This window comes from Sphingobium sp. FW306-1B-F04DB (genome assembly GCF_058781925.1).
Genome location: NZ_JBYSXE010000010.1, coordinates 69396 through 94783 on the forward strand (window position 1 = coordinate 69396; position 25388 = coordinate 94783).

The window sequence follows — 25388 nt, forward strand, 5'->3', positions numbered from 1 at the left end:
CCTGCTGATCCGAGGACACTGAATGACTTCCGGCTCGCGCATCATGAACGATCGCTTCACCCTCCTCGCAGCCGGTATCCTGCTAGCAACGTGCGCTTCGGCCGCGCTTGCCGGGCCGGCGGGCGCGCCATCCCTGCTTCCGCTTCCCCAATCGATTGCGCCGTCACAGGGCAGCTTCCGACTGACGGACAAAAGCGTGATCGTCGTTCCCGCGGGGGATGCGCGCGCGCGCGCGGCCGCCGAAAGACTGGCCGACCTGCTCTTCATCAATCGTGGCTTTCGTCTCGCGATAACGGGCCGCCCAGCCAAGGGCGCGATCCGCTTCGATCGGATCAAAGGTCTGGCCAAGGAGGCCTATCGGCTCGACGTCCGCCCCGACGGCACGACCATCGCCGCCAGCGACGATGCCGGCCTGTTTTACGGCGCCGTCACCTTCTGGCAGCTCGCCACGAGCGGTGGTGATGCCATAAATGCCATTCGGATCGATGATGCCCCGCGCTTCCGCTGGCGCGGTCTGATGCTGGACAGTGCGCGGCATTTCCAGTCGCCCGACTTCATCAAGCGCTTCATCGACTGGATGGCTGTCAACAAGCTCAACACCTTTCACTGGCATCTGGTCGACGACCAGGGCTGGCGGATCGAGATCCGGAAATATCCCAGGCTCGTCGAGACGGGTGCGTGGCGCACGCCGGCATCGGCGCCGGGCGCGCCGAAACTGCCACGGACGGGCGGCTATTACACGCAGGAGCAGATCCGCGAGATCGTCGCCTATGCCGCGGCGCGCCACATCACGGTCGTTCCCGAGATCGAAATGCCCGGCCATGCGCTCGCGCCGATCCGGGCCTATCCCGAACTCGGGACCGGCGTGACGCCGCCGTCGGGTATCGAATCCGACTGGGGCGTCTTTCCCTATCTGTTCAACGTCGGGGACGGCACGTTCGGATTTCTGCGGGATGTGCTGACGGAGGTGATGGCGCTCTTCCCGTCCGAATATATCCATGTCGGCGGTGACGAGGCGGTCAAGGACCAGTGGAAAGCGTCGCCCCGCATCCAGGCGCAGATGAACGCGCTCGGCATCGCGGACGAGCACGCGTTGCAGAGCTGGTTCATCCAGCGGATGGAAAGGTTCCTCGCGAGCAAGGGCCGGCGCCTGATCGGCTGGGACGAGATTCTGGAAGGCGGACTTGCCCCCAATGCCACGGTCATGTCGTGGCGCGGGATCGAGGGCGCGGTCGCCGCCGCGCAGGCGGGGCACGACGCGGTGCTCTCGCCCGCGCCGGTGCTCTACCTCAACCATCGTCAGGGCACGACAGGTATGGAGCCGCCGGGCCGCGGCGATCCGATGACGCTGGCGCGCGTCTATGCCTTCGACCCCGCGCCCGATACGCTGACGGGTGACCAGCAGCGCCATATCCTCGGGCTCCAGGCGAATCTGTGGACCGAGCATATGCGCACCGACGCGCGCGTCGCATGGAGCGCCTGGCCGCGCGCATCGGCGGTCGCCGAACTGGGGTGGTCGGCTGCAAAGGCGCGCGATTTCGACGGCTTCGTGGACCGGCTCGTGCCACAGCTGGATCGCATGAAACCGCTCGGGCTCGAGGCCGCGACAAGCGCCTTCGCGCCTTATGCGACGCTCGGGCCTGTACCGGGCGGCAGAGCGGAGGCGACGCTCGCCAACCAGATCGGCGCGGAGATCCGTTACACCACCGATGGCAGCGCGCCGCAGGCCAACTCGCGAGTCTATGCCGCCCCGCTGACGCTGGCCATCCCGACGCGGCTGCGCGCGGCTTCCTTCAGGCACGGCAACGCGCTGCCGGGCAGCCTCGATCAGACAGTGGACGCGCTTTCGGTGCGACATCGCGATGATACGCAGCTCAAACTTTGCTCTAACGACATCGCGCTCCAGCTCGAGGACGATGCACCTGCCGACGGCCCGCGGGCCGTTTTCCTGATCGACATCATGAAACCTTGCTGGATCTACGAGGCGGCGCCTCTTGACGGCATAAGCGAAATCGCTGTCGATGTCGGGCAGATCCCGTTCAACTTCCAGATCGGCAAGGACATCGAGAAGATCATCTTTCGCCCGCCCGCGACGCCCGAAGGCGAGGTCGAGGTCCGTATCGACGGCTGCGACGGCGAGCGCATCGCTGTGCTTCCGTTTAAGCCCGCCGCCAGCAATCCCGCGCTGACCACGCTCAAGGCGCCGATCGCGCCGCGCCCAGGGAGCCATGACCTTTGCTTCACCTACACCGCGAAGGGACCGAGCCCGATGTGGGCGATCGACGCGGTCCAGCTGATCCCGCGCCCATGAACACGGTTCGTGTCGCAGCGCCCTTTGCCGGATGGGCAGCCGCGCTCGACGAGGTGCCCGATCCCGTTTTCGCCGAGCGGATGATGGGAGACGGAATCGCGATCGATCCGCTCGACGGAGTGCTGCGCGCGCCCGCCGATGCCGAGGTGATCGCGGTCGCACCGACGGGGCATTCGGTGACGCTCAGGCTTGCCAACGGTGCCGAACTGCTGATCCATATCGGGCTGGAGACCGTGGGGCTCGGCGGCGAGGGATTTGTCGCAAAGGTCAAGGACGGCGCGCGCGTTGCGACAGGCGATGCGCTGATCGCGTTTGATCTCGATGCCGTGGCGGCGCGCGCCAAGAGTTTGATCACACCGATCGTGATTGCCAATGAAGGGTATCGCGTCGCGCTGATCGCCTGCGACCGGAGCGTGAGCGCGGGCGAGGCGCTGATGGAGGTGATCGCCGAGGGCGTCGCCGCGACGGGCACGGTCGCGGTCGGCGACGACACCGCGGTGCTCGAAGTCGGCATCCCCATGGCCAATGGCGTCCATGCGCGCCCGGCGGCGAAGATCGCGGCGACGCTCAAGCCTTTCGCCGCGCAGGTCAGCTTTGCTGCGCATGGGCGCGAGGTTAATGCGCGCAGTGCGGTGGCGCTGATGACGCTGGCGCTGAAGCATGGCGACGGCGTGCGGATCACCGGCAAAGGCGTCGATGCGCGCGCCGCGGTCACCGCGGTCGCCGCGCTGATCGAGACGGGGATGGGCGAGGCGCATGAGGCGCCCGCGCCGATGGCTGTCGCCGATGTCGCGATGCCGGCCACGGGGCCCGTGTTCAGGGGCGTCCGCGCCGCGCCGGGGCTCGCCATCGGGCCTGCGGTCCAGTTCCGCCCCGCCGATGCCGAGGTGCCCGAGGCGGGGGAGGGACTGGTTCACGAGGCGACCGCGCTCGAACAAGCGATGCATGCGCTTTCTGCCGAGCTTGACGGCGCGGGAACAGGTCCGGCCTCCGAGATTGCGGCGGCGCACCGCGCGCTGCTGGAGGATCCCGAACTGCTCGAAGGCGCGCAGAGCTGGTTGGGCAGGGGCAAGAGCGCGGGCCACGCCTGGCGGATGGCAACGCGCGCGCAGGCCGATGCCATCCGCGCGACGGGCGACCCGCTGCTGATCGAGCGCATCGCCGATTTGATCGACATCGAGCGACGACTGATCGCCAAGCTGCTTGGTGATACCGCTCCGGCAATGCCGCGGCTGGCCGATCGCGCGATCCTGATCGCCGATGAGCTGCTGCCCTCGCAATTCATGGCGCTCGATGCCACGCGGCTCGGCGGCGTTGCTACGGCGCGTGGAGGGCCGACCTCGCATGTGGCGATCCTCGCAGCGGCTGCCGGAGTGCCGATGCTGGTCGCCGCCGGCGCGGGGGTACTTGGTGTGCCCGAGGGGCGCACCGTGATTCTCGACGCCGATGCGCGAACGCTCGATTCCGATCCCCTACCCGCGCGGTTGCAGCACATGGCCGAGAGGCTGCTCGCCAACAGCGCGCGCCACGCGGCTGAAGCGGCGGCCGCCGCGGATGACTGCATCATGTCAGACGGCACGCGCATCGAAATCTTCGCCAATCTGGCCTCGGAAGAGGAGGCCGAACGCGCGGTCCGGTTCGGAGCTGAAGGATGCGGGCTGCTGCGCACCGAGTTCCTGTTCCTCGATCGCGCCGATGCCCCCTCTGAGGAGGAGCAGCGCCAAAGCTATGCCGCGATCGCGGCGGCGCTCAAGGGACGGCCGCTGATCGTCCGCACGCTCGACATCGGCGGTGACAAGCCTGTGCCCTATCTGCCGTTCCCCCACGAAGAGAACCCCGCGCTCGGCAATCGCGGCATCCGGCTGGGGCTGCAGAAGCCCGAACTGCTCGCGACGCAGCTGCGCGCGATTCTGTCCGGCGTGCCCGTTGCACAGTGCCGCGTGATGCTGCCGATGATCGTCGATGTCGGGGAACTGCGCGCGGTCCGCGCGGTCTTTGACGAAGCGGCGGCGGCCGCGGGGCTGACCCACCGGGTACCGCTGGGCGTGATGATCGAGACGCCCTCGGCCGCGCTACTTGCCGAGAGCATTGCTGCCGAGGCGGATTTCCTGTCGATCGGCTCCAACGACCTCACCCAATACGCACTTGCCGCCGATCGCGGCAATCCGGCGGTGGCCGACAAGATCGACGCGCTGCATCCCGCAGTGCTCCGCCTGATTGCAGAGACTTGCAAAGGCGGCGCGAAACATGGCCGCTGGACGGGTGTGTGCGGTGGCATCGCCTCCGACCCGCGCGCCGCTGCCATCCTCATCGGGCTGGGTGTTACCGAACTGTCCGCAACTGCCGGGACGATCCCGGCGCTGAAGGCCGCGGTGCGCCGGCTGTCGCTGGAAGATTGCAAGGCATTGGCTGTGCGTACGCTCGCGGCGGGATCCGCCGAAGAGGTTCGCGCCATGATCGAGGGAGAGCGCTGATGCGCCTGTCACTGGACCGTCTGCAGCCGCTGGGCCGCGCGTTGATGCTGCCGATCGCGGTGTTGCCCGTCGCGGCTCTCCTGCTGCGCATTGGCCAGCCCGATCTGCTCGGCATTCCTTTCGTCGCGGCGGCGGGCGATGCGATCTTCTCCAATCTCGGCATCCTCTTCGCGATCGGCGTGGCGGTCGGCCTCGCGCGCGAGAACCATGGTGCGGCGGGACTGGCTGGCGCGGTCTGTTTCCTCGTCACGATCGAGGGCGCAAAGGCCCTGATGGCGGTTCCGCCGGATATCGCAGCCTTTTCGGAAGACACTGCAAATGCGCTGGCGGTTTCGGCGTGGAAGGCGAAGGAGATCGCCAAGCTGAGCGTTCCCGCCGGCATATTGTCGGGATTGACCGCGGGCTGGCTCTACAATCGCTATTCCAACATCCAGGTGCCGGAATATCTCGCCTTTTTTGGCGGCCGGCGCTTCGTGCCGATTGCAGCGGGCCTTGCGGGCGTGATCGGCGCGATCGGCTTCGGACTCGGCTTTCCCGCAATCGAGAGCGCGTTCGATGCGCTTAGCCGCTGGGTGGTGAGCGCGGGCAGCTTCGGGTTGTTTGCCTATGGTGTGCTCAACAGGTTGCTGATCATTACGGGATTGCACCACATCATCAACAATATCGCGTGGTTCCTGCTCGGCGACTTCAATGGCGCGACGGGCGACATCAAGCGTTTCTTCGCGGGCGATCCGACCGCCGGACAGTTCATGTCGGGCTTCTTCCCGGTCATGATGTTCGGCCTGCCCGCGGCGTGCCTTGCCATGTACCGCTCGGCGCTGCCCGAGCGCCGCAAGGCGGTGGGCGGCATGCTGCTCAGCCTTGCGCTCACATCGTTCCTGACTGGCGTCACCGAGCCGATCGAGTTCACCTTCATGTTCCTCGCCCCCGTGCTCTACGCGGTGCATGCGGTGCTGACGGGTCTGTCGATGGCGCTGATGGACCTGCTGGGCGTCCGGCTCGGCTTCGGCTTCTCGGCGGGACTGTTCGACTATATGCTCAATTTCGGGCTCGCGACCAGGCCGTGGATGCTGCTGCCGATCGGCGCGGGCTATGCGCTCATCTATTATGCGACCTTCCGCTTCGTGATCGTCCGTTTCGACCTCAAGACGCCGGGGCGCGAGGCCGTCGGGCATGAGGTGACGACCAATCCGGCGCTCGGCGGCGACCGTGCGCAGGGCTTTATCGCCGCGCTGGGTGGCGCCGACAATCTGGTGACGGTTGATGCCTGCACGACACGGCTCAGGCTTGTGCTCAACGATGCCGATGGCGTCGACGAGGGCGCGTTGAAGGCACTCGGCGTGCGCGGCGTGGTTCGGCCGGGGCCGGGGGCGCTGCAGGTCGTGCTCGGTCCTGTCGCCGATCAGGTGGCGGGCGAGATCCGCGCGGGGCTGCGCGGTGCGCCGGTACGCGAGACTGCGGCGCCGCACGCGGCACCCGCAGTCGATGCCGTGCTGGCTGCGCTGGGCGGGGCAGCCAATGTCACTGCGCTCGCGGAGCAGGCCGGGCGGCTGCGGGTCGCCGTGACCGATGCCGCGCTCGTCGACCTTGCCGTGCTCGCCGGCTTAGGGCGCGGCGCGACCTTCGCCTCGCCCCGCAGCGTCCACCTGCTCGGGGGGGCGGGTGCCGAGGCACTCGCTGCCGATCTCCATGCAAGGATCGCCCCCCGACGGGGCTAACCGTGCCGCCCCTGCGATCAGCGGGGATTCATTTCGGCGTGATATACTGCCAGAATCGGGCCGGGGCATGGTCTGGTTTGGAGATTGAGCGGGGTATGAGCGCAGTTCGCGCCGGGCGTTCCGGGTTTAGATTGAAATTGAAGCGGCTATTCGCGCTGGCGGCTCTCGCCAGCCTTTCGGCCTGTGCGACGGTGGTTCCCGCCTCGCCGGGCGCACGTCCGGTCGCGCAGGTGCCGCGGCCGGCACCGCGCCCCATGCCGCCGCGTCCCGCGCAGCCGCGCCCGACGCCGCTTCCCGTGGTACAGCGCCCCGTTCCGGAGGTCGCACCCGCAGCGCTGCAGGCAACGATCCGTTCGCTCGGCGCCAGCTTCAGCGGCACCGTCGGCATTGCAGTACGCGATGTCCATGCGGGCTGGGTGATCGACTATAATGGCCGCCAACCCTTGCCGCAGCAGAGCGTAAGCAAGCTCTGGGTCGCGGCGACGCTGCTCGAGGGGGTCGATCAGGGGCGCATCGCGCTCACCGACATGGTGACGATCACGCGGAGCGACCTGACGCTGTTCCATCAGCCGATCCGCGATCTCGTCGGCAAGGACGGGTATCGCGAGTCGGTGTCGAGCCTGCTGACGCGCGCTATGACGCAGAGCGACAATACCGCCAATGATTCGCTGCTGCGCCGCGTGGGCGGGCCGAGCGCGGTGCGTTCCTTCCTCACCAGCCACGGCATCCTCGATATCCGCTTTGGTCCAGGGGAGCGCCTGCTGCAGAGCGGCACCGCCGGGCTCAGCTGGAAGCAGGAATATTCGGTTGGCAACGCCTTCTATACGGCGCGCGCCAACCTGCCGATGAGCACGCGGCAGGCCGCGCTCGACCGCTATCTCGCCGATCCACCCGATGGGGCGACCGCCATCGGCATGGTCAATGCGCTCGCCAAGCTGAAGCGTGGCGAACTGCTGTCTCCGCGATCGACCGATTATCTGATCACGACGATGCAGGCCTCGCGCACCGGGCCAAATCGCCTGCGTGGCGGCGTGGTCGGCGGCTGGTCGTTTGGGCACAAGACGGGCACGGGGCAGCAGCTCGGCGGTGTCTCGACGGGGTATAACGACGTCGGTCTGCTCACCGCCCCCGACGGCCGGACCTATGCGGTCGCGGTGATGATCGGATCGACGCGGCGCTCGATCCCCGAACGGATGAGCCTGATGCAGGCCGTCACCCGCGCGGTGATCTCAAACCACGCCACCCGGCCGCTCGGCGCGGATTGAGTTTCAGATCCTCCCCGGAACGGGGAGGGGGACCATGCGAAGCATGGTGGAGGGGCGGCTCTAAGTTCAGCGCGGCCCCTCCGTCAGCCCTCCGGGCTGCCACCTCCCCGACTCGGGGAAGATCTGCGTTACAGGATCCCCGGAAGGTCGAGCTGGTGCTGACGCGCGCAGTCGCGGGCGATGTCATAGCCCGCATCGGCATGGCGCATCACGCCCGTCGCGGGATCGTTCCACAGCACGCGTTCGATGCGACGGTCGGCCTCCTCGGTGCCGTCGCAGGCGATGACCATGCCGCTGTGCTGCGAATAGCCCATGCCCACGCCGCCACCGTGGTGGAGCGATACCCAGGTCGCGCCGCTCGCGGTGTTGAGCAAGGCATTGAGCAGCGGCCAGTCGCTGACCGCGTCCGAACCATCCATCATCGCCTCGGTTTCGCGATTGGGCGACGCGACCGAGCCTGAATCAAGGTGATCGCGGCCGATCACGATCGGCGCCTTCAACTCACCGTTCCTCACCATCTCGTTGAAGGCGAGACCGAGGCGGTGGCGATCGCCGAGACCGACCCAGCAGATGCGTGCGGGCAGGCCCTGGAACTGGATGCGCTCCCGTGCCATGTCGAGCCAGTTGTGGAGGTGATGGTTATCGGGCAGCAGTTCCTTCACCTTTGCGTCGGTCTTGTAGATGTCCTCGGGATCCCCCGAGAGCGCCGCCCAGCGGAAGGGGCCGACGCCCCTGCAGAAGAGCGGGCGGATATAGGCGGGGACGAAGCCCGGGAAATCGAACGCGTTCTCGACGCCCTCGTCCTTGGCGACCTGACGGATGTTGTTGCCATAGTCGACCGTGGGCACGCCCGCGGCGCGGAAGTCGAGCATCGCGCGGACATGCTCGGCCATCGAGGCCTTGGCGGCCCTGGCCACGCCCTGCGGATCGCGCTCGCGACCCTCGAACCATTGTTCGAGCGTCCAGCCCTTCGGCAGATAGCCGTTGACCGGATCGTGCGCCGAGGTCTGGTCGGTCAGGAGGTCGGGACGCACGCCGCGGCGATAGAGTTCGGGCAGGATCTCGGCGGCGTTGCCGAGCAAACCGACCGAGATCGCGCGCTTCTCCGCGCAGGCCTTTTCGATGAGTTCGAGCGCCTCGTCGATGCTGTTCGCGGCGTGGTCGAGATAGCGCGTCTTCAGACGCATCTCGATTCGGCTCGGCTGGCATTCGATCGCGAGGCACGAGGCGCCCGCCATCACCGCGGCGAGCGGCTGCGCGCCGCCCATGCCGCCAAGCCCCGCGGTTAGCAGCCACTTGCCCGAAAGGTCGCCATTGTAGTGCTGGCGTCCCATCTCGACGAAGGTCTCGTAGGTGCCCTGAACGATGCCCTGCGTGCCGATATAGATCCACGAGCCCGCGGTCATCTGGCCGTACATCGCCAGACCCTTTTTATCGAGCTCGTTGAAATGCTCCCACGTCGCCCAGTGCGGCACGAGGTTGGAGTTGGCGAGGAGCACGCGTGGCGCGTCCCTGTGCGTGCGGAAGACGCCAACGGGCTTGCCCGACTGGACGAGGAGCGTCTGGTCGTCCTCCAGTTGCTTCAGCGCGGCGACGATCTTGTCGAAGCTCTCCCAGTCGCGCGCGGCGCGGCCAATGCCGCCATAGACGACAAGCTCGTGCGGGTTCTCGGCCACCTCGGCATCGAGATTGTTCATGAGCATGCGCAGGGGGGCTTCGGTGAGCCAGCTTTTCGCATTGAGCTCGGTGCCGCGGGGGCTGCGGATGGAACGGCTGTTGTCGAGTCGGGTCATCATTGGCCTTTCGCGAAGGTCAGGCAGGCGGCGAGCACCTGCTGCAGAATGTCTTGCAGGGGTTGGGCGCGCGCTGCGTCCCAGGCGGGCGGCCACGCTGCCGCCTCGTCGAGATAGCCGCGCATCGCGAGTTCCATCTGGATCGCGTGGACACCGCTTTCAGGCTGGCCATAGTGGCGCGTGATCCAGCCGCCCTTGAAGCGGCCGTTCACCACGCCGGACCATTGCCCGTCCTGCTTGTGAAAAAGCGAAGCATCTACCACGGATTCGGTCAGTTCAGAGTCGCAGCTCGCGCCGCCGTTGGTGCCGATGTTGAACTGCGGCAGCTCGCCATCGAACAGGCGGGGCACATGGCTGCGGATCGAATGCGCATCGTAGAGCACGACGCGCGGATGATGCGCGCGCAGTCGTTCGATCTCGCCGGCAATCGCAGCATGATAGGGCGCGAAATAGAGATCGCGGCGGCGCGCGATTTCGGCGTCATCGGGTTCGTGGCCCGCCTTGTAGAGCGGTTCGCCGTCAAAGGTCTCGGTCGGGCAGAGCCCCGTCGTCGCCTGTCCGGGATAGAGCGAGGCGCCCGAGGGATCGCGGTTCATGTCGATCGCGGTGCGCGAAATCGCGGTGCGGATCACCGTCGCGCCGAGACCGGTGGCGAAGGCGTAGAGCCGATCGACGTACAGGTCGGCGTCATGCTCGCCGAGCGCGGTCGAGACGAGCCCGTCCGCGATATCGGCGGGGATATGGGTGCCGGCATGGGGTACGCTGACGATCAGCGGCGCATCGCCGCGGATGACGGTGAGCCAGTCGGTCATATAGTTCCTCCCCGGAACGGGGAGGGGGACCACGCGAAGCGTGGTGGAGGGGCTGGCACAATGTTCGGCCTCCGCGCAGCCCCTCCGTCGCGCTGCGCGCGCCACCTCCCCGTACCGGGGAGGATCTGGAAGCCAGTTTTCACGCCGTTACTCCGGGCAGCTCCGCCAATGCCGCCACCTTGCCGTCCGCGACCAGCGCGGTCGCGGCGAGGATGTCGGGGTGGAAATGGCGGTCATCGGCGAGCGTCGGGACATCGGAGCGGAGCAGGGCGCGCGCGCTTTCGAGCACCGCGCTCGAATTCAGCGGTGCATGAAAATCGCAGCCCTGCGCTGCCGCGAGATATTCGATCCCCAGCACCGCCGCGAGGTTCTCCGCCATGCCGAGCAGGCGGCGCGCGCCGTGCGCGGCCATCGAGACATGATCCTCCTGATTGGCCGAGGTCGGAATCGAATCGACGCTCGCGGGATAGGCCTTCTGCTTGTTTTCCGAGACGAGCGCGGCGGCGGTCACCTGCGGGATCATGAAGCCCGAATTGAGGCCGGGCCGGGGGGTGAGGAAGGCGGGAAGGCCGGAGAGCGCAGGATCGACGAGCATCGCGGTGCGGCGCTCGGAAATCGAACCGATCTCGCAAAGGGCGAGTGCGATCATGTCGGCGGCGAAGGCGACGGGCTCGGCGTGGAAATTGCCCCCCGAAAGCGCCTCGTCGCTCTCGGGGAAGATCAGCGGATTGTCCGAGACGCCATTGGCTTCGGTTTCGAGCGTCGTGGCCGCCTGACGCAGCAGGTCAAGCACGGCGCCCATCACCTGCGGCTGACAGCGCAGGCAATAGGGATCCTGCACGCGCGGATCGTCGAGCTGGTGCGAGGCGCGGATCGCCGAACCCGCCATCAGGGCGCGCAGCGCGGCGGCTGTCTCGATCTGGCCCTTGTGCCGGCGCAGTGCGTGGATGCGCGGATCGAAGGGGGTGTCCGAACCCTTGGCGGCCTCGACCGAGAGCGCGCCCGTGACGAGCGCCGACTGGTACAGCCGCTCGGCCTCGAACAGCCCGGCCAGCGCATTGGCACACGAGAATTGCGTGCCGTTGAGGAGCGCCAGCCCTTCCTTGGGGCCGAGCGTCAGCGGCGCGAGCCCCGCTTCGGCGAGTGCAGCATTCGCCCCCAGTCGCTCGCCGTTCAGGAAAATCTCGCCCACGCCGATCATCGCGGTGGCGAGGTGCGAGAGAGGAGCAAGGTCACCCGACGCGCCGACCGAGCCCTGTGCCGGGATGACCGGAGTCAGCCCTTTGGCGAGCATGGCTTCGAGCAACGCGATGGTTGCGGGACGGACGCCGGAGGCGCCCTGGCTGAGACTGGCGAGCTTGAGCGCCATCATCAGCCGCGCGATCGCGACGGGCATCGGCTCGCCCACGCCCGCGGCATGGCTCAGCACGATGTTGCGCTGGAGCGTTTCCAGATCCTCATCACCGATCCGGACGCTGGCGAGCTTTCCGAAGCCGGTATTGATGCCGTAAACGGGTTCGCCTTTTGCGAGGATGCGCTCGACGGCGGCGGCACTCTCGGCAATCAGGGGATGCGCCGCTTCGGCGAGCACGGGCGTGGCGCCGCGATAGATTGCGCGCCAGTCGGCAAGCGGGACATGGCCCGGCTTGATCGTGATGTTCGTCATAGACCCTTCCACACACGCGCATGGAGCGGGTTGGCGCCCATGCGATAGACAAGTTCGGCGGGACGCTCGATGTTCCAGATCGCGAGATCGCAACTCTTGCCCGCCTCGAGGGTGCCCGTTTCACCGAGCATGCCGAGCGCACGCGCGGCCTCGCGGGTGACGCCGGCGAGGCACTCCTCGACGGTCAGGCGGAACAGTGTCGCGCCCATGTTCAAGACCAGCAGCAGCGAGGTGAGCGGCGAGGTGCCGGGGTTGCAGTCGGTCGCCAGCGCGATCGGTACGCCCGCGGCGCGCAGGGCCTCGATCGGGGGCAACTGCGTCTCGCGCGTGAAGTAATAGGCGCCGGGGAGCAGCACCGCGACGCTTCCCGCCCTCGCCATCGCCTCGATCCCGAGATCGTCGAGATATTCGAGATGATCGGCCGAAAGCGCGTCGAACCTGGCGGCAAGCGCTGCGCCGTGAAGGTTGGAAAGCTGTTCGGCATGGAGCTTGACGGGGAGGCCGTACGCGCGCGCCGCCTCGAAGACGCGTGATACCTGGCGGGGGGTGAACCCGATGCCTTCGCAGAACGCATCGACCGCATCGGCAAGTCCTTCAGCGGCGATCGCGGGGATCATCTCGTTGCAGACAAGATCGACATAGCCGTCGGCGTCGTCGCGGTATTCGGGGGGCAGGGCGTGCGCACCGAGAAAGGTGGTGGTGACGCGGACTCGCCGCTCGACTGCAAGCCGGTGCGCGGCGCGGAGCATCTTCAACTCGGCCTCGGTCGAGAGGCCATAGCCCGACTTGACCTCGATCGTCGTCAGCCCCTCGGCAATCAGTGCGTCGAGCCGCTGCAGCGCGGTCGCGACGAGTTCATCCTCGCTCGCTGCGCGTGTTGCGGTCATCGTCGACACGATACCGCCGCCCGCGCGTGCGATCTCCTCATAGCTGGCGCCCGCCAGCCGCAGCTCGAACTCGTGTGCGCGGTTGCCCGCATGGATGATGTGGGTGTGACAATCGATCAGCCCCGGGGTGATCCAGCGGCCCTCGCAGTCTATGATCTCGGCCGCGTCGAAGCGCGCATCGATGGGGCCGGCATAGGCGATGCGACCGTCCTTCGCCGCGATCATGCCGTTCTCGATCACGCCGGCCGCGCCCATCGTCGCGAGCCGGGCATTGGTCCAGATGCGATCGCAGCGATGGTCGGAGTCGGTTGCCATGCGCATAGACTTGCTCAATCACCCGTATTATGTCTAGTCATAATATCGCTGGCTGCAGGATGATCCGATGACGACGCTCTGGTTCGAAACCGCATTGCTTCCGACGGGCTGGGCCGATCGGGTCCGCGTCATCGTGGCGGACGGGCATATCGTCGCGGTGACCAGCAGCGTCGAACCCGAGACGGGCGACGAGCGCCACGCAATCGCGGTGCCGGGCCAGTGCAACGTCCACAGCCACGCCTTTCAGCGCGGCATGGCGGGGCTGTCCGAACACCGCGGCGACGGCAGCCGCGACGATAACTTCTGGAGCTGGCGCGAGGTGATGTACCGCTTCCTCGACCGGCTGACCCCTGAGGACATCGAGGCGATCACTGCCCAGGCCTATGTCGAGATGCTCGAGACGGGCTACACGCGCGTCGGCGAGTTCCACTATCTCCACAATGATCCGGCGGGCGCGCGCTATGCCGATCCCGCGGAGACCGCGGGACGGATCGTGGCGGCGGCGGAGGCGACGGGGATCGGGCTTACGCTGCTCCCCGTCTTCTACGCGCACAGCGATTTCGGCGGCTTGCCCGCCAAGCCGGGGCAGCGGCGTTTCCTGAGCGACCTCGACAGCTTCGCGACGCTGCTCGATGCGAGCCGTGCGAAGCTCGCAGGTGATGCAAACATGGGTGTCGCGCCGCACAGCCTGCGCGCGGTGACGGGCGAGGAACTTGGGGCGTTGCTTGCGATGAGCCCAACGGGTCCCTTCCACATCCATGCCGCCGAGCAGGTGAAGGAGGTCGAGGCGAGCGTCGCCTTTTCGGGGCAGCGCCCGGTCGAATGGCTGCTCGCCAATGCCGGGTTGGATGCGCGCTGGTGCCTCGTCCATGCGACGCACCTGACCGGAGCCGAGACCGATGCGCTTGCCAGCAGCGGTGCGGTTGCGGGGCTGTGCCCGATCACCGAGGCCAATCTGGGCGACGGCATCTTCCCGGCGGCGCGCTTCCTTGAAGCGGGCGGCGCGATCGGGACGGGGACCGACTCCAATATCCTGATCGATCTGGCGGGCGAGCTGCGGATGATCGAGTACAGCCAGCGCCTCCGCGACCGGGCGCGCAACGTCCTTGCCGCCGATGGCGTCTCGACGGGCGCGCGACTGTTCAATCGCACGCTTGCGGGTGGGGCGCGGGCGCTGGGTGTTCAGGCAGGGATCGCCCAAGGTGCATCGGCGGATATTGTGTCGCTCGACGCTGCACATCCGGCGCTTGACGGACGTAAGGGCGACTTGTTGCTCGACAGCTGGATCTTCTCGGGGCGCAGCGGCTGCATCGACACGGTGTGGCGGCACGGGCGCAAGGTTGTCACCGGGGGGCGGCATCACGCCGCCGACGCGATCGCTGCGCGCTACCGCGCCACCGTCAGGAGCCTGCTCGCGGGATGAATGCCGCGCTGACCCTCGATGAGCGGATCCGCGGCGATATCGAGCGGCAGATCCGCTCGGGCGCGCTCAAACCCGGGGACCGCATTCCCTTCGAGCACGAGCTGGTCGCGCAATATGGCTGCGCGCGTGCGACGGTCAGCAAGGCGCTGAGCGCGCTGAGCCGCGCGGGGCTGATCGAGCGGCGGCGCAAGGCGGGGTCTTTCGTCGCGCATCCGCATGTCCAGTCGGCGGTGCTCGACGTGCCCGACATCGGATCGGTGATCGCGGCGCGGGGCGATGCTTACCGCTTCGAGCTGCTGAAGAGTCGTGAGCGGAGGCAAGCAGCGGGCGATCCGCTCGTCGGCGAAGGCCCGCTGCTCGCGATCGAGGGGGTTCACCATGCCGCGGGCGAGCCCTTTGGCCATGAACTGCGCTTGATCAATCTCGCAATGGTGCCCGAGGCGCGCGGTGTCGATTTCGCCGCGGAGGCGCCGGGTTCGTGGTTGCTCGGCCATGTGCCGTGGAGCGACGCGCGCCACCGCATTGCCGCGGTCCCCGCCGAGGTGCGGCTGGCGAAGCTGCTCGGTGTGGCGCCGGGCACCGCCTGCCTCCAGCTCGAGCGCTGGACCTGGCAACTGGGCAAGGGAATCACCTGGGTGCGCCAGACCTTTCCCGGTGACCGTTATGATCTCGTTGCCGAATTCACCCCGCAGAGCCGGTGATTTCTGTGTTAGGGCAGGGGCATGAACCCGCTCTACGCCAGCATGCCCACCACGATCTTCGAGAAGATGTCCGGCCTCGCGCGCGCGACGGGCGCGGTCAATCTGGGGCAGGGCTTCCCCGATTCGAATGGGCCGGCGGACGTGCTCGAAGCCGCGCAGCGCGCTCTGGTCGAGCAGTCCAACCAGTATCCGCCGATGGCGGGATTGCCTGTCTTGAGGCAGGCGGTGGCGGACCATTACCGTCATCATCAGGGCGTCGATCTCGACTGGCAGGGCGAGGTGACGATCACCTCGGGCGCGACCGAGGCGCTGGCGGCGGCGATCCTTGCGCTGGTGACGCCGGGCGACGAGGTCGTGCTGATCCAGCCGATGTACGACGCGTATCTGCCGCTGGTGCTCCGCGCTGGCGGGGTGCCCAGACTGGTGCGGCTCGAACCGCCCGCATGGCGGCTGACCGAGGAAGCGCTTGCGGCGGCATTCAGCGACCGCACGTCGGTCGTGCTCCTCAACAATCCCCTGAATCCGACCGCGACGATGTTTTCCGACGACGAGCTCGCGCTACTGGCGCGCTTTGTGGTGAAGCACGATGCGATCGTGATCAGCGACGAGGTCTGGGAGCATGTCGTCTTCGACGGCCGCGCGCATACGCCGGTCATGGCGATGCCGGGAATGCGCGAGCGGACGGTCAAGATCGGATCGGGGGGCAAGATCTTCTCATTGACCGGCTGGAAGGTCGGCTGGATGTGCGCAGCGCCGCACCTGACGCATGCGCTGGCGCGCGCGCACCAGTTCCTGACCTTCACCACCCCGCCCAATCTTCAGGCCGCGGTCGCGCACGGGCTGGCGAAGGACGACGGCTATTTCAGCGCGATGCGTGCCGATTTCGCGCGTTCGCGCGATCGGCTGGCGGCAGGGTTTGCGGCACAGGGCTGGGCGGTGCTGCCGAGCGCAGGCACCTATTTCCTGTCGATCGATCTCGCGGCGTCGGGCGTCGAGGCCGACGACGTGACCTTCTGCGACCGGCTGGTGCGCGAGGCGGGTGTCGCCGCGATCCCGGTCTCGGCATTTTATGCGGAAGATGCGGTCACCTCGGTGGTGCGGCTGTGCTTCGCCAAGGTCGATGCGACAATCGATGCCGGGATTGCGGGCATGGCAAAGGCGCGGACGCTATTTGGCCAATGAGCGGCCGATTTCCTGCGAAGGTTAGGAAGGTTCGGCGTATGGAAAAAATTCGCTCTATTACCGGAGCGGTATTGATCGGGTTTTTCGATCAATGCCTCGCGCGTCGTCTGCACATGGTCAAAGAGCCGATGGTTTGTATCAGCGTGACAGGCCGGGGACGTGTAGGACAGCAATTTGTGACGGCCATAGACCCAAATCTCGCCCCTCCCTTTCAAGGGAGGGAGTTGCCGGGTCGGCCATCTGGGAGATGGCCGCTGCCGGCAACTGGGTGGGTGTCGCCGTCAGGCGATCAAAACACGGACTTTGAAGGGCTCGCTGCGCTCGCTACCCACCCCCGCCCCTCCCTTGAAAGGGAGGGGTGAAGAGTAGCGTTCCACCCCATCGCAGACTTCAGAACGCCGGCAGCACCGCGCCCGCATAGTTCTTTTCGATGAAGGCCCGGGTGTCCTCGCTCTTCAGTGCGGCGATCAGCTTGGCGACCTTTGGATCATTGCGGCGTTCCTCGAGGCCGACGACATAGTTGAGATAGGGCGAGTCCTTGCCTTCGATGACTAGCGCGTCTTTGACCGGGCTCAGCTTTGCGTCGAGCGCATAGTTGGTGTTGATCAGCGCGAGGTCGAGTTGGTCGAGCACGCGCGGCATCGCGGCAGCTTCGAGTTCCTTGAACTGGAGGTTCTTGGGGTTGCTCGTGATGTCGCCCAGCGCCGAGAGCGCATGGCCGGGCCGCTTCAGTTTCAGCAGGCCCGCCTTTTCGAGCAGGACGAGCGCGCGGCCGGTGCTGCTCGGATCATTGGGGATCGCGACCTGCGCGCCATCGGGCAATTGGTCGAGTGCCTTCCACTTGCGCGAATAGCCGCCCATCGGCTCGACATGGATGCCCGCGAAGGTGACCAGCTTCGTCCCGCGATTGGCGTTGAAATCGTCCAGATAGGGCTTGGTCTGGAAATAATTCACGTCGATCTGCTTCTGCGCCACCTGCATGTTGGGCTGGACGTAGTCGTTGAAGACGCGGATCTCGAGATTGATGCCCTCTTTCGCGAGCGCGGGCTTGATGTGCTCGAGGATCTCGGCGTGCGGCACCGCGGTGGCGGCGACGCTGAGCGTATCGCCATCGGCCTTGCCGCCCTTCGAGCAGGCAGCGAGCGCAAGCAGGGCGGTGGCGATGAGGAGGGTGCGGCGGTTCATGGACTGTCCTTAGCGATGCGTGAAATGCTGGGCGAGGCGGTCTCCCGCGAACTGGATCGCCTGGACCATGAGGATCATGATGACGACGGTGACGACCATCACGTCGGTCTGGAAGCGCTGATAGCCGAAACGGATGGCGAGATCGCCAAGCCCGCCAGCGCCGACGACGCCCGCCATCGCGGTGAACGAGACGAGCGCGACCGCGGTGACCGTGGCGGCCGAGATGATGCCGGGCAGCGCCTCGGGGATCAGCGCGCGCCAGACCGTCTGGTTCGTCGTTGCGCCCATCGACTGGACCGCTTCGATCGTGTTGCGGTCGACCTCGCGCAGCGAGGCCTCGACCAGTCGCGCGAAGAAGGGCGCAGCGCCGACGACGAGCGGCGGGATCGCGCCGACCACGCCGAGCGAGGTGCCGACCAGCGCGACGGTCAGCGGTATCATCACGATGAGCAGGATGACGAAGGGCACCGAGCGCAGCACGTTGACGATGAAGCCGACGATTGCGTTCGCTACCTTGTTCTGCAGCAACTGGCGCTGCGCGGTCAGGAACAGCAGAACACCCAGCGGCAGTCCGATTGCGATGGTGAGCACGAGCGAACCAGCCAGCATCGCCAGCGTATCGAGGCATGCCTGACCGATATCCGCCCAGTCGATATTGGAAAAGAGACCGCTCACAGATGATGCTCCGCCAACGCCTCGACCAAGCGCTTCGCTGCTGGATGCACAGCGCGGTCGAACACGTCGGCCACGCTGCCCGATTCCACCACGACGCCATGATCGAGCACCGCGACGCGATCGCAGATCGCGCGGACTACCTCCATCTCATGCGTGATGAGCACGATCGTGAGGCCGAGTTCCTTGTTGAGTTCCTTCAAGAGCTTCAGCACCGATCGCGTTGTCTGGGGGTCGAGCGCGCTCGTCGCTTCGTCGCACAGCAGGATGTCGGGGCGCGTCGCGAGCGCACGCGCAATGCCCACGCGCTGCTTCTGGCCGCCGGAAAGCTGAGCGGGATATTTGTCCGCATGGTCGAATATCCCGACCCGCATCAGCAACTCTTCGACGCGCTCATCGATCGCGGCGCGGGGCATACCAGAGAGCTTCAGGGGAAAGGCGACATTCTCCGCCGCAGTGCGCGACGAGAGCAGGCCGAAATTCTGGAAGATCATGCCGATGCGGCGGCGCAGCTGGCGCAGCGCGGCGTTGTCGAGCGAGGCGATATCGAGGCCGTCGACCGTGATCGTGCCGCTGCCCGGGCGTTCGAGCGCGTTGATCAGGCGAACGAGCGTCGACTTGCCCGCGCCCGACTGGCCGATGACCCCGAAAATCTCGCCGCGCGCAACGGACAGCGTCACCCCCGACAGCGCAGGGCTGGCGCTTGCGATGAAGCTCTTGTGGACATCGTCAAAGGCGATCACGGGTTCGGACATGGTCGCAGGCTTTTAGGTCAGGATCGCTCACGCGCCAAATCCCGGTTTGCGCAATATTTGTTCGCGATCTTGAAAGTATTGCTTAGAGGCTCAGCCGGTTGGCGCGGCGGTCGATCCGCGTTCGATGAGGATGAACTCGAGCTTCCTGCGGCGGATCTCGGCCTTTCCGTCGATGAGCAGCGCGGTTGCGGCATAGGCCAGCTGCTGCGTCGGCTGGTGGACGGTGGTGAGCGGCGGCCAGACCAGGCGACACAGGGTCGTGTCGTCGAAGCCGACGATCGAGAGCCGGTCGGGTACGGTGATCTCGCGCTCGTGCGCGACCGCGAGCACGCCCGCGGCCATCTCGTCATTGCTCGCGAAGATCGCGGTCGGCGGCGCGGGCAGGTCGAGCAGCGCGGCGCCTGCGACGCGGCCCGATTCGAAGTCGTAGCGGCCGCGGTGGATGATCGCAGGGTCCTCGGCGATGCCGTGCGCGGCGAGTGCGCTGCGATAGCCTTCCAGGCGGTCGGCGCTGGAGGCGTGGTCGGGATGCCCGAGTACGAAGCCGATGCGGCGATGGCCAAGCTCGATCAGCCGCTTCGTCATCGCCTCGGCGGCGGCACGGTCGTCGATATAGACCGAGGACGAGGCCTCGGGCTCGGTGCCCGGCGAAATGCGGACGAAGGAAACCCCGCGGCGATGCAGTTCCTCGATCAGTTCGGAAACGTCGGCAAGCGGCGGGGGCAGGATGATGCCGTCGAGATGTGTCTCATCGATCAGCGCGCGGACATCGTCGATCAGCCGCGGCGAATGGATGTCGCAGGGCTGGAAGATCAGGCGGAAGTCGTTCTCGAGGCAGCATTTGCGCGCGCCGGCGAGCAGCTCGAAGACATAATAGGCATTCTCGTTGTCGTAGAGCAGCGCGATCTGGAACGAGCGCTTGCCCGCGAGCGCGCGCGCCGCGGCGCTGGGGCGAAAGCCGAGCTGCTCGATCGCGGCCTCGACCTTGAGGCGCGTTTCCTCGCGAACATAGCGTTCCTTGTTGAGGACGCGCGAGACCGTCTTGATCGAGACTCCCGCCACCTCGGACACGTCGCGAATGGTGAGCCGCATTCCGTTCCAATCCCCCTCACAGCATTGTCACCGGCCTATGCCTTCGCTCAGCGAAATACAACGGTGCGGTTGCCGTTGGGCAGAATGCGCCGTTCGGCGTGCCAGGTCACCGCGCGCGCGAGCACGACGGTTTCGACGTCGCGGCCAGCGGCAACCATTTCCTCGGCGCTGGTGGCATGATCGACGCGGATCACCTCCTGCTCGATGATCGGGCCTTCGTCGAGGTCCGAGGTAACGTAGTGCGCGGTGGCGCCGATCAGCTTCACGCCGCGCGCATGCGCCTGGTGATAGGGCCTGGCGCCCTTGAAGCCGGGGAGGAAGCTGTGATGGATGTTGATCGCGCGACCCGCGAGCCTTGCGCAGAGATCGTCGGAGAGCACCTGCATGTAGCGCGCGAGCACGAGCAACTCGCCGCGCTCGCGTTGGAAAAGGTCGAGCAGCTGCGCCTCGGCTTCGGGCTTGGTCCCGGCGGTGACGGGGACGTGGTGGAAGGGGATGCCACGTGCGGCGGCGAGTCCGGCGAAATCACCGTGGTTGGAGACGATCGCGGCAATGTCGATCGGCAGCGCGCCGATCTCGTGGCGGTAGAGCAGGTCGTTGAGGCAATGGCCGAAGCGCGACACCATGATGATCGTGCGCGGGCGATAGGATGCGTCGCTGATCTGCCAGTCCATCGCATAGCGCTCTGCGACGGGTGCGAAGCGCGCGCGCAGCGTATCGCCCGAGACATCGCCCTCGCTCGCAAAGAGCATGCGCAGGAAGAAGCGGCCGCTTTCGAGGTCGTCATATTGCGCGGATTCGAGGATGTTGCAGTCCTGCCCCGCAAGGAAGCCCGCGACCGCAGCGACGATGCCGCGTGCATCGGGGCAGGAAAGCGTCAGGATATGGCGGTTGTCCACGGCATTTCCCGTCAGAAGGGGGCGGTCTCCGCGGTCGCGTAATGCGCCATTGCCATCGTGGTCAACTGCGCGTTGACCCGAATACAGCTCGGGAAGACGCTGGCGTCAGTGACCATGACGTTGGTCGTGCCGTGGACGCGGAAATCCATGCCGATCACGCTGGTGTCAGGATCCTTGCCGACCGCGTTTCCGCCCTGCGGGTGGGAGCTGGAGAGTGTGACATCGTCGGCCTCACGGATATTGTTCTCGAAGAAGGCGTCGATATCACCCCAATGCATCCCGGCGCGGAGCGCGTGACCGCGCGCCAGCGCGGGATAGACCTCCTCGGCACCCGCTGCGAAATGGACCTTGGCGAGCGTCGCGAGCGCGCGTCGGAGCAGCGGTAGCTCGACATCGTCGCGCAGCTTGAAGCTCAGCTTGCCGCCCTTCATCTGGCCGCAGCGATCGGCGGGAAAGAGGATGCCCGCCGAGGCGAGGCGGTTGTAATTGTGCATGCGATCGAAATGCGCCCCGAACCAGCCGGGCACGAGCGTCGCCATGCTCATCGGCGGCTGGAAATGCGATTCGAGCAGGAAGTCGCCCTGGTCGACATAGCTCGTCATCTGGTCCTCGTTCCAGGCGTTGACCGCTGTGCCCTGAGGCATCAGCGCGACGACGGGGCAGGCGATGTTGAGCGAAATGCCCTTGCCGCTGCCCTCGATCCCGCTTGCGTTGAGCAGCCGGCTCGACGCCATGGTGCCTGCGGCGACGACGATGCCACGGCTGGCGCGGATGACATGACGACGCCCGTCAGTGAGGCGGAGCTCGACCCCGCCGGCAACGCGCTTGCCGTTGGGGAGGTCGGACTTCCACCGGATCCGCGTGACCTCGGCATCGGCCAGAATGCGCGCCTTGTGCTTCACCGCCTCGCGCAGCCGCGACTGCGGCATGGCGTTCTTGCGGCCATAGGCGCAGCCGGTGTTGCAATAGCCGCAATAGACGCAGGCATTGCCCGGATCGCCCCAGTTCTTGTGGAACCAGTCGGCGGGCGCGACGCGGTCGCGTTCGAGGCCGGTAGCCGCGGCATAGGCAGCCCAGCCCTTCATCAAATGGGGCCCGTTGTTGCGGCCCGAAAGCGGCGCGGCGGGGGAGACGCCGAGCGCCTTCTCGACCGCCTGATACGACGCGTCGAGCCGCGTCGCATCGATCGGCGCACCGAGCGCGTGCCAGGTCGCGAGCACATCGTCAGCAAGGGGGTGGCTGCGCCCCTCCTCCTTCATGCGCAGGCAGACGCCGTTGTTGATCACGGTCGATCCGCCGACGCAGCGTCCCTGGAACAGGATGATGTCGCGGTCGCGCGTGGTCTGGATCGCGCCGTCGACGAACAGCCGCGCTGCCATGCGCTTTTCCTCGTGCGTGATGCGCGAGGTAGGATAATGCGGTCCCGCCTCGATGATCAGCACGCGATAACCCTGTTTCGCGAGTTCGGCCGCGGCGGTGCCGCCGCCCGCGCCCGAGCCGATGACGATCACTTCTTCCTCGTCGGGCAGCGCGTCGTGCCCGACAAAGGCCTCGTGCGTCAGGTCGTGCCCGGTGCGAATCTCGAGCTTCTGTTCGCCCGAAATGGTGCGATCGCGATGCGCGGGCAGCGTGAAGCCGATCGCCTGGAAGATCGGGTTGTCGGCATTGTCTTCCTGGGTATTGCCCTGCCAATGCCCGTAATAGCCGGCATAGATGATCCCGCGCAGCCGCGCGAAATCCTGCATCAGATCATTTTTCGACCGTTCGAGCCGCTTGCGCATACGGCGTACGCGCGTCTCGGCGCTGCCCCAGATGAAGAAGGGGCCGCCGAGCAGCAGCCCGAGGAGCAATACGGTCAGCCCGATCTCGCGCGGTTTCTTGCCCGTGATGTTGCCGAACAGATCCTGCAGATTGTCGACCACCTGGTACGGGGCGATCGCCATGGACCGACCGTGGAACAGCGCCTCGGTCATCTTGCGCAGAATCAGCGCCTGAATATGGTTGAACGGACGTCGCATACATTTCCCCCGATGCTGCGACCCATCGGCATTTTTTCATGCTTTCCCGGCACATAGCACGAAACCCGTGATGCGCAAAAGCGCTGAGGGATACTGCGCCGGAATGGCGGGAAAGCTCAGCCCGGCGCGTCCGCGAGGCCCGGGGTGAAGGCGGCGCCTTCGGGCACCGTCGCGCTCGACGGCTTCAGCGCGTCGCCGATCGGCTCGGCGCGGCCGCCGAGCCATTCCGCGAGGAAATTCTCGGCGATGGCGTTGAAGGCGATGTTGTTCTCGGGTCGCGCGAAGCCGTGGCCTTCGTCGGGGAAGAGCACATAGGTAACCGGGATCCCCCTGGCCTTCATCGCGGCGACGATCTGATCCGATTCGGCCTGATTGACGCGCGGGTCGTTGGCGCCCTGGCCGATCAGCAGCGGCCGGACGATGCGGTCTGCCTGGTAGAGCGGAGAGCGTTGCTTGATGAGCGCAAGCCCCTCGGGCGTGGTAGGGTTGCCCATGCGCTGGTGGAACTGCTCGCGCGCCGCTTCCCAATAGGGCGGGATCGTCTCGAGGAGCGTCTCGAGATTGGATGGGCCGACGATATCGACGCCACAGGCGAAGATATCGGGGGTGAAGGTGAGTCCGACGAGCGTCGCATAGCCGCCATAGGAACCGCCCATGATCGCGATCTTGGCCCTGTCGGCGATACCCTCGGCCACGGCCCAGTCGACCGCGTCGATCAGGTCGTCGTGCATCTTCGCGCCCCATTCGAGATCGGCGGCCGAGATGAAGCTCTTGCCGAAGCCTGTCGAGCCGCGGAAATTGACGGCAAGAACCGCATAGCCCCGATTGGCGAGCCACTGGTGATAGGGATTGAACGCGAAACTGTCGCGCGCCCAGGGACCGCCATGGACGAGCAGCACCATCGGCACCGGCGCATCGGTGCGGCCATCGCCATCCGCGTCGCTGCCGGGCGGAAGCGAGAGATAGGCGGTCATCATCAGTCCGTCGCGCGCCGCGATCTCGCGCGCGTGCATCGGGACGAGCGGCGCGTCGGCAAGCTCTGGGCGCGAGACATAGAGCTCGGTGAGCGTGCGCGCGCCGCGGTCATAGAGATAGACGACGGGCACGGCGCTGACGGGATCGTGCGCGACGGTCCATTTGTCGTCGGCCTCGGTGCGCGAGGTCACCGCGATCTCACCGGGCAGCTGTTGTCTGAGGAAGGCCAGATCCTCGCCGATCGCGGGATCGATCGCATGCCATTCGGTGGTGAGGTAATTGGCGGCCCATGCCTCGACCACGCCCGTCATCGGGTTGGTCAGCACCGCACTGATGTCGGCCTGGTCGTGCGCCGCGATTACCCGGCTTTCACCCGAGTCGACATCCTGCGCGACGAGCGCCGCGGTGTCCCGTCCGCGGCTGTCGAGCCAGTAGAGCGTGCTGCCGTCGGCGGTGAAGCCCGCGGGCTGGGTGGTGAGCGCATCCTCGAGCGTGGTGGACGCGAAGGGTTCTTCCTCGATCACATTGTCGATCACGCGGTGGAAGTCATAGCCGCCCGCGGCATTGGGGGTGAGCGCCATGCGCAGCGTCAGCGTGTCGTCGGCGAGGAAGCCGGCGACGCCATCGCCGTGAATCATCATGGTGAGCGCGCCCGAATTGAGGTCGAGGCTGTGGACGTCGTGCCAGTGCGGATCGCGGTTGTTGAGCCCGATCAGGATGCGGTCCTTGATCGTGTGCGAGGTGCCGACGAGCATGACGCGCGTATTCTCGAAGGGCGTGAGATTCGTCTCCCCGCCGCTTGCGACATCGACGCCGTAGAGCAGGAAATTCTCGTCGCCGCCCTTGTCCTGGATATAGAGCACCGAGCGGCTGTCGGGCGCCCAGAAATGCTCGCGGATGGGGCGCACCGTCTCGCGCGTGACGGCGCGGGCATCATCGAGCCTGCCAGCCGGCGCGATCCACACATTGAGTACGCCGTCCAGCGGCGCGATCCAGCTCAGCCATTTGCCGTCTGGGCTGAGCGTCCCCGCCATCCGGCTCGGATTGCCGAACAGCCGGCTGCGTTCGATGAGCGGGGCGGCGGCCGCTCCGGCAGCGGCGGGGGCGGGCGGGGTGATCGTTGCCATAAGGGGCCAGATAGGCGCACGCGCGACTGGAGCAAGTGGTATGCGCCGGCCAACGTGGGAATGGCGGGAAAGTCGTGGGGAGCTGCCTTTCACCCCTCCCTTTCAAGGGAGGGAACGG

The 25388-nt window shown here is 66.7% G+C and carries 18 protein-coding genes; 7 read left to right on the forward strand and 11 right to left on the reverse strand.

Translation table 11 applies throughout. The features are described from left to right. The first annotated feature begins 22 nt into the window (after nucleotides 1-22). The 4 genes from AC3WJD_RS07445 to AC3WJD_RS07460 all read left to right on the forward strand — a co-directional run bounded on the left by AC3WJD_RS07445 (nucleotide 23) and on the right by AC3WJD_RS07460 (nucleotide 7768). Entirely contained in the window at nucleotides 23-2311 is a 2289-nt protein-coding gene (locus tag AC3WJD_RS07445) for a family 20 glycosylhydrolase (RefSeq protein ID WP_492745931.1), read from the forward strand. Next, complete coding sequence (gene ptsP, locus AC3WJD_RS07450) at nucleotides 2308-4785, forward strand: phosphoenolpyruvate--protein phosphotransferase (RefSeq protein WP_492745933.1); 2478 nt, start codon at nucleotides 2308-2310, stop codon at nucleotides 4783-4785. Before AC3WJD_RS07445 ends, ptsP begins: the two co-directional genes overlap by 4 nt. Next, nucleotides 4785-6503, forward strand: a complete 1719-nt coding sequence (nagE, locus tag AC3WJD_RS07455) for an N-acetylglucosamine-specific PTS transporter subunit IIBC (protein ID WP_492745935.1) — start codon at nucleotides 4785-4787, stop codon at nucleotides 6501-6503. Before ptsP ends, nagE begins: the two co-directional genes overlap by 1 nt. A gap of 137 nt (nucleotides 6504-6640) precedes the next feature. Beyond that, nucleotides 6641-7768, forward strand: coding sequence for a serine hydrolase (locus AC3WJD_RS07460; protein WP_492745937.1), 1128 nt, complete (start codon nucleotides 6641-6643; stop codon nucleotides 7766-7768). A 128-nt stretch (nucleotides 7769-7896) separates the two neighbouring features. On the opposite strand, the gene hutU is transcribed toward AC3WJD_RS07460, so the two are convergent. From hutU to hutI, 4 genes are all read right to left on the reverse strand, one after another. Next, nucleotides 7897-9561 carry a urocanate hydratase gene (gene hutU / locus AC3WJD_RS07465; RefSeq protein ID WP_492745972.1) on the reverse strand — a complete coding sequence of 555 codons (1665 nt, stop codon included), beginning with the start codon at nucleotides 9559-9561 and terminating at the stop codon, nucleotides 7897-7899. Then, nucleotides 9561-10373 carry an N-formylglutamate deformylase gene (hutG, locus tag AC3WJD_RS07470; RefSeq protein WP_492745939.1) on the reverse strand — a complete coding sequence of 271 codons (813 nt, stop codon included), beginning with the start codon at nucleotides 10371-10373 and terminating at the stop codon, nucleotides 9561-9563. Before hutG ends, hutU begins: the two co-directional genes overlap by 1 nt. 139 nt (nucleotides 10374-10512) lie before the next feature. After that, nucleotides 10513-12039: a histidine ammonia-lyase gene (gene hutH / locus AC3WJD_RS07475; RefSeq protein ID WP_492745941.1), complete on the reverse strand. Its 1527-nt coding sequence runs from the start codon at nucleotides 12037-12039 to the stop codon at nucleotides 10513-10515. Beyond that, a complete protein-coding gene (gene hutI / locus AC3WJD_RS07480) occupies nucleotides 12036-13241 on the reverse strand; it encodes an imidazolonepropionase (RefSeq protein WP_492745943.1) in 1206 nt (401 codons plus the stop codon). The genes hutH and hutI overlap by 4 nt, the downstream gene beginning before the upstream one ends. A 67-nt stretch (nucleotides 13242-13308) precedes the next feature. Between hutI and AC3WJD_RS07485 the strand changes: the two genes are divergently transcribed. The 3 genes from AC3WJD_RS07485 to AC3WJD_RS07495 are packed head-to-tail and all read left to right on the forward strand — an operon-like array spanning nucleotide 13309 to nucleotide 16547. Then, complete coding sequence (locus tag AC3WJD_RS07485) at nucleotides 13309-14664, forward strand: formimidoylglutamate deiminase (protein WP_492745945.1); 1356 nt, start codon at nucleotides 13309-13311, stop codon at nucleotides 14662-14664. Continuing rightward, on the forward strand, nucleotides 14661-15365 hold the full coding sequence (hutC, locus tag AC3WJD_RS07490; RefSeq protein ID WP_492745947.1) for a histidine utilization transcriptional repressor HutC: 705 nt from the start codon (nucleotides 14661-14663) through the stop codon (nucleotides 15363-15365). Before AC3WJD_RS07485 ends, hutC begins: the two co-directional genes overlap by 4 nt. A gap of 21 nt (nucleotides 15366-15386) precedes the next feature. Continuing rightward, entirely contained in the window at nucleotides 15387-16547 is a 1161-nt protein-coding gene (locus tag AC3WJD_RS07495) for an aminotransferase (RefSeq protein WP_492745949.1), read from the forward strand. Between the two features lie 390 nt (nucleotides 16548-16937). Here AC3WJD_RS07495 and AC3WJD_RS07500 read toward each other — a convergent pair whose 3' ends face one another. The 7 genes from AC3WJD_RS07500 to AC3WJD_RS07530 form a co-directional block, all read right to left on the reverse strand. Further along, on the reverse strand, nucleotides 16938-17732 hold the full coding sequence (locus AC3WJD_RS07500) for a MetQ/NlpA family ABC transporter substrate-binding protein (RefSeq protein ID WP_492745951.1): 795 nt from the start codon (nucleotides 17730-17732) through the stop codon (nucleotides 16938-16940). A gap of 9 nt (nucleotides 17733-17741) precedes the next feature. Continuing rightward, entirely contained in the window at nucleotides 17742-18407 is a 666-nt protein-coding gene (locus AC3WJD_RS07505; RefSeq protein WP_492745953.1) for a methionine ABC transporter permease, read from the reverse strand. Beyond that, nucleotides 18404-19159 carry a methionine ABC transporter ATP-binding protein gene (locus AC3WJD_RS07510; RefSeq protein ID WP_492745955.1) on the reverse strand — a complete coding sequence of 252 codons (756 nt, stop codon included), beginning with the start codon at nucleotides 19157-19159 and terminating at the stop codon, nucleotides 18404-18406. The genes AC3WJD_RS07505 and AC3WJD_RS07510 overlap by 4 nt, the downstream gene beginning before the upstream one ends. A 90-nt stretch (nucleotides 19160-19249) precedes the next feature. Beyond that, nucleotides 19250-20251, reverse strand: coding sequence for a LacI family DNA-binding transcriptional regulator (locus AC3WJD_RS07515; RefSeq protein WP_492745957.1), 1002 nt, complete (start codon nucleotides 20249-20251; stop codon nucleotides 19250-19252). A 47-nt stretch (nucleotides 20252-20298) separates the two neighbouring features. Further along, complete coding sequence (purU, locus tag AC3WJD_RS07520; RefSeq protein WP_492745959.1) at nucleotides 20299-21150, reverse strand: formyltetrahydrofolate deformylase; 852 nt, start codon at nucleotides 21148-21150, stop codon at nucleotides 20299-20301. Nucleotides 21151-21161: 11 nt separating this feature from the next. After that, entirely contained in the window at nucleotides 21162-23168 is a 2007-nt protein-coding gene (locus tag AC3WJD_RS07525) for a GMC family oxidoreductase N-terminal domain-containing protein (protein ID WP_492745961.1), read from the reverse strand. Nucleotides 23169-23284: 116 nt separating this feature from the next. Further along, on the reverse strand, nucleotides 23285-25270 hold the full coding sequence (locus tag AC3WJD_RS07530; RefSeq protein ID WP_492745963.1) for a S9 family peptidase: 1986 nt from the start codon (nucleotides 25268-25270) through the stop codon (nucleotides 23285-23287). Between the last annotated feature and the right edge of the window lie 118 nt (nucleotides 25271-25388).

Bases quoted from the DNA above. Each gene is read 5' to 3' on its own strand.
- AC3WJD_RS07515 (WP_492745957.1), bottom strand. From the start codon at position 20,251: ATGCGGCTCACCATTCGCGACGTGTCCGAGGTGGCGGGAGTCTCGATC.
- AC3WJD_RS07525 (WP_492745961.1), bottom strand. From the start codon at position 23,168: ATGCGACGTCCGTTCAACCATATTCAGGCGCTGATTCTGCGCAAGATG.
- hutC (WP_492745947.1), top strand. From the start codon at position 14,661: ATGAATGCCGCGCTGACCCTCGATGAGCGGATCCGCGGCGATATCGAG.
- AC3WJD_RS07495 (WP_492745949.1), top strand. From the start codon at position 15,387: ATGAACCCGCTCTACGCCAGCATGCCCACCACGATCTTCGAGAAGATG.
- hutU (WP_492745972.1), bottom strand. From the start codon at position 9,561: ATGACCCGACTCGACAACAGCCGTTCCATCCGCAGCCCCCGCGGCACC.
- AC3WJD_RS07445 (WP_492745931.1), top strand. From the start codon at position 23: ATGACTTCCGGCTCGCGCATCATGAACGATCGCTTCACCCTCCTCGCA.
- AC3WJD_RS07530 (WP_492745963.1), bottom strand. From the start codon at position 25,270: ATGGCAACGATCACCCCGCCCGCCCCCGCCGCTGCCGGAGCGGCCGCC.
- AC3WJD_RS07500 (WP_492745951.1), bottom strand. From the start codon at position 17,732: ATGAACCGCCGCACCCTCCTCATCGCCACCGCCCTGCTTGCGCTCGCT.
- hutG (WP_492745939.1), bottom strand. From the start codon at position 10,373: ATGACCGACTGGCTCACCGTCATCCGCGGCGATGCGCCGCTGATCGTC.
- hutI (WP_492745943.1), bottom strand. From the start codon at position 13,241: ATGGCAACCGACTCCGACCATCGCTGCGATCGCATCTGGACCAATGCC.
- hutH (WP_492745941.1), bottom strand. From the start codon at position 12,039: ATGACGAACATCACGATCAAGCCGGGCCATGTCCCGCTTGCCGACTGG.
- ptsP (WP_492745933.1), top strand. From the start codon at position 2,308: ATGAACACGGTTCGTGTCGCAGCGCCCTTTGCCGGATGGGCAGCCGCG.
- AC3WJD_RS07485 (WP_492745945.1), top strand. From the start codon at position 13,309: ATGACGACGCTCTGGTTCGAAACCGCATTGCTTCCGACGGGCTGGGCC.
- AC3WJD_RS07510 (WP_492745955.1), bottom strand. From the start codon at position 19,159: ATGTCCGAACCCGTGATCGCCTTTGACGATGTCCACAAGAGCTTCATC.
- nagE (WP_492745935.1), top strand. From the start codon at position 4,785: ATGCGCCTGTCACTGGACCGTCTGCAGCCGCTGGGCCGCGCGTTGATG.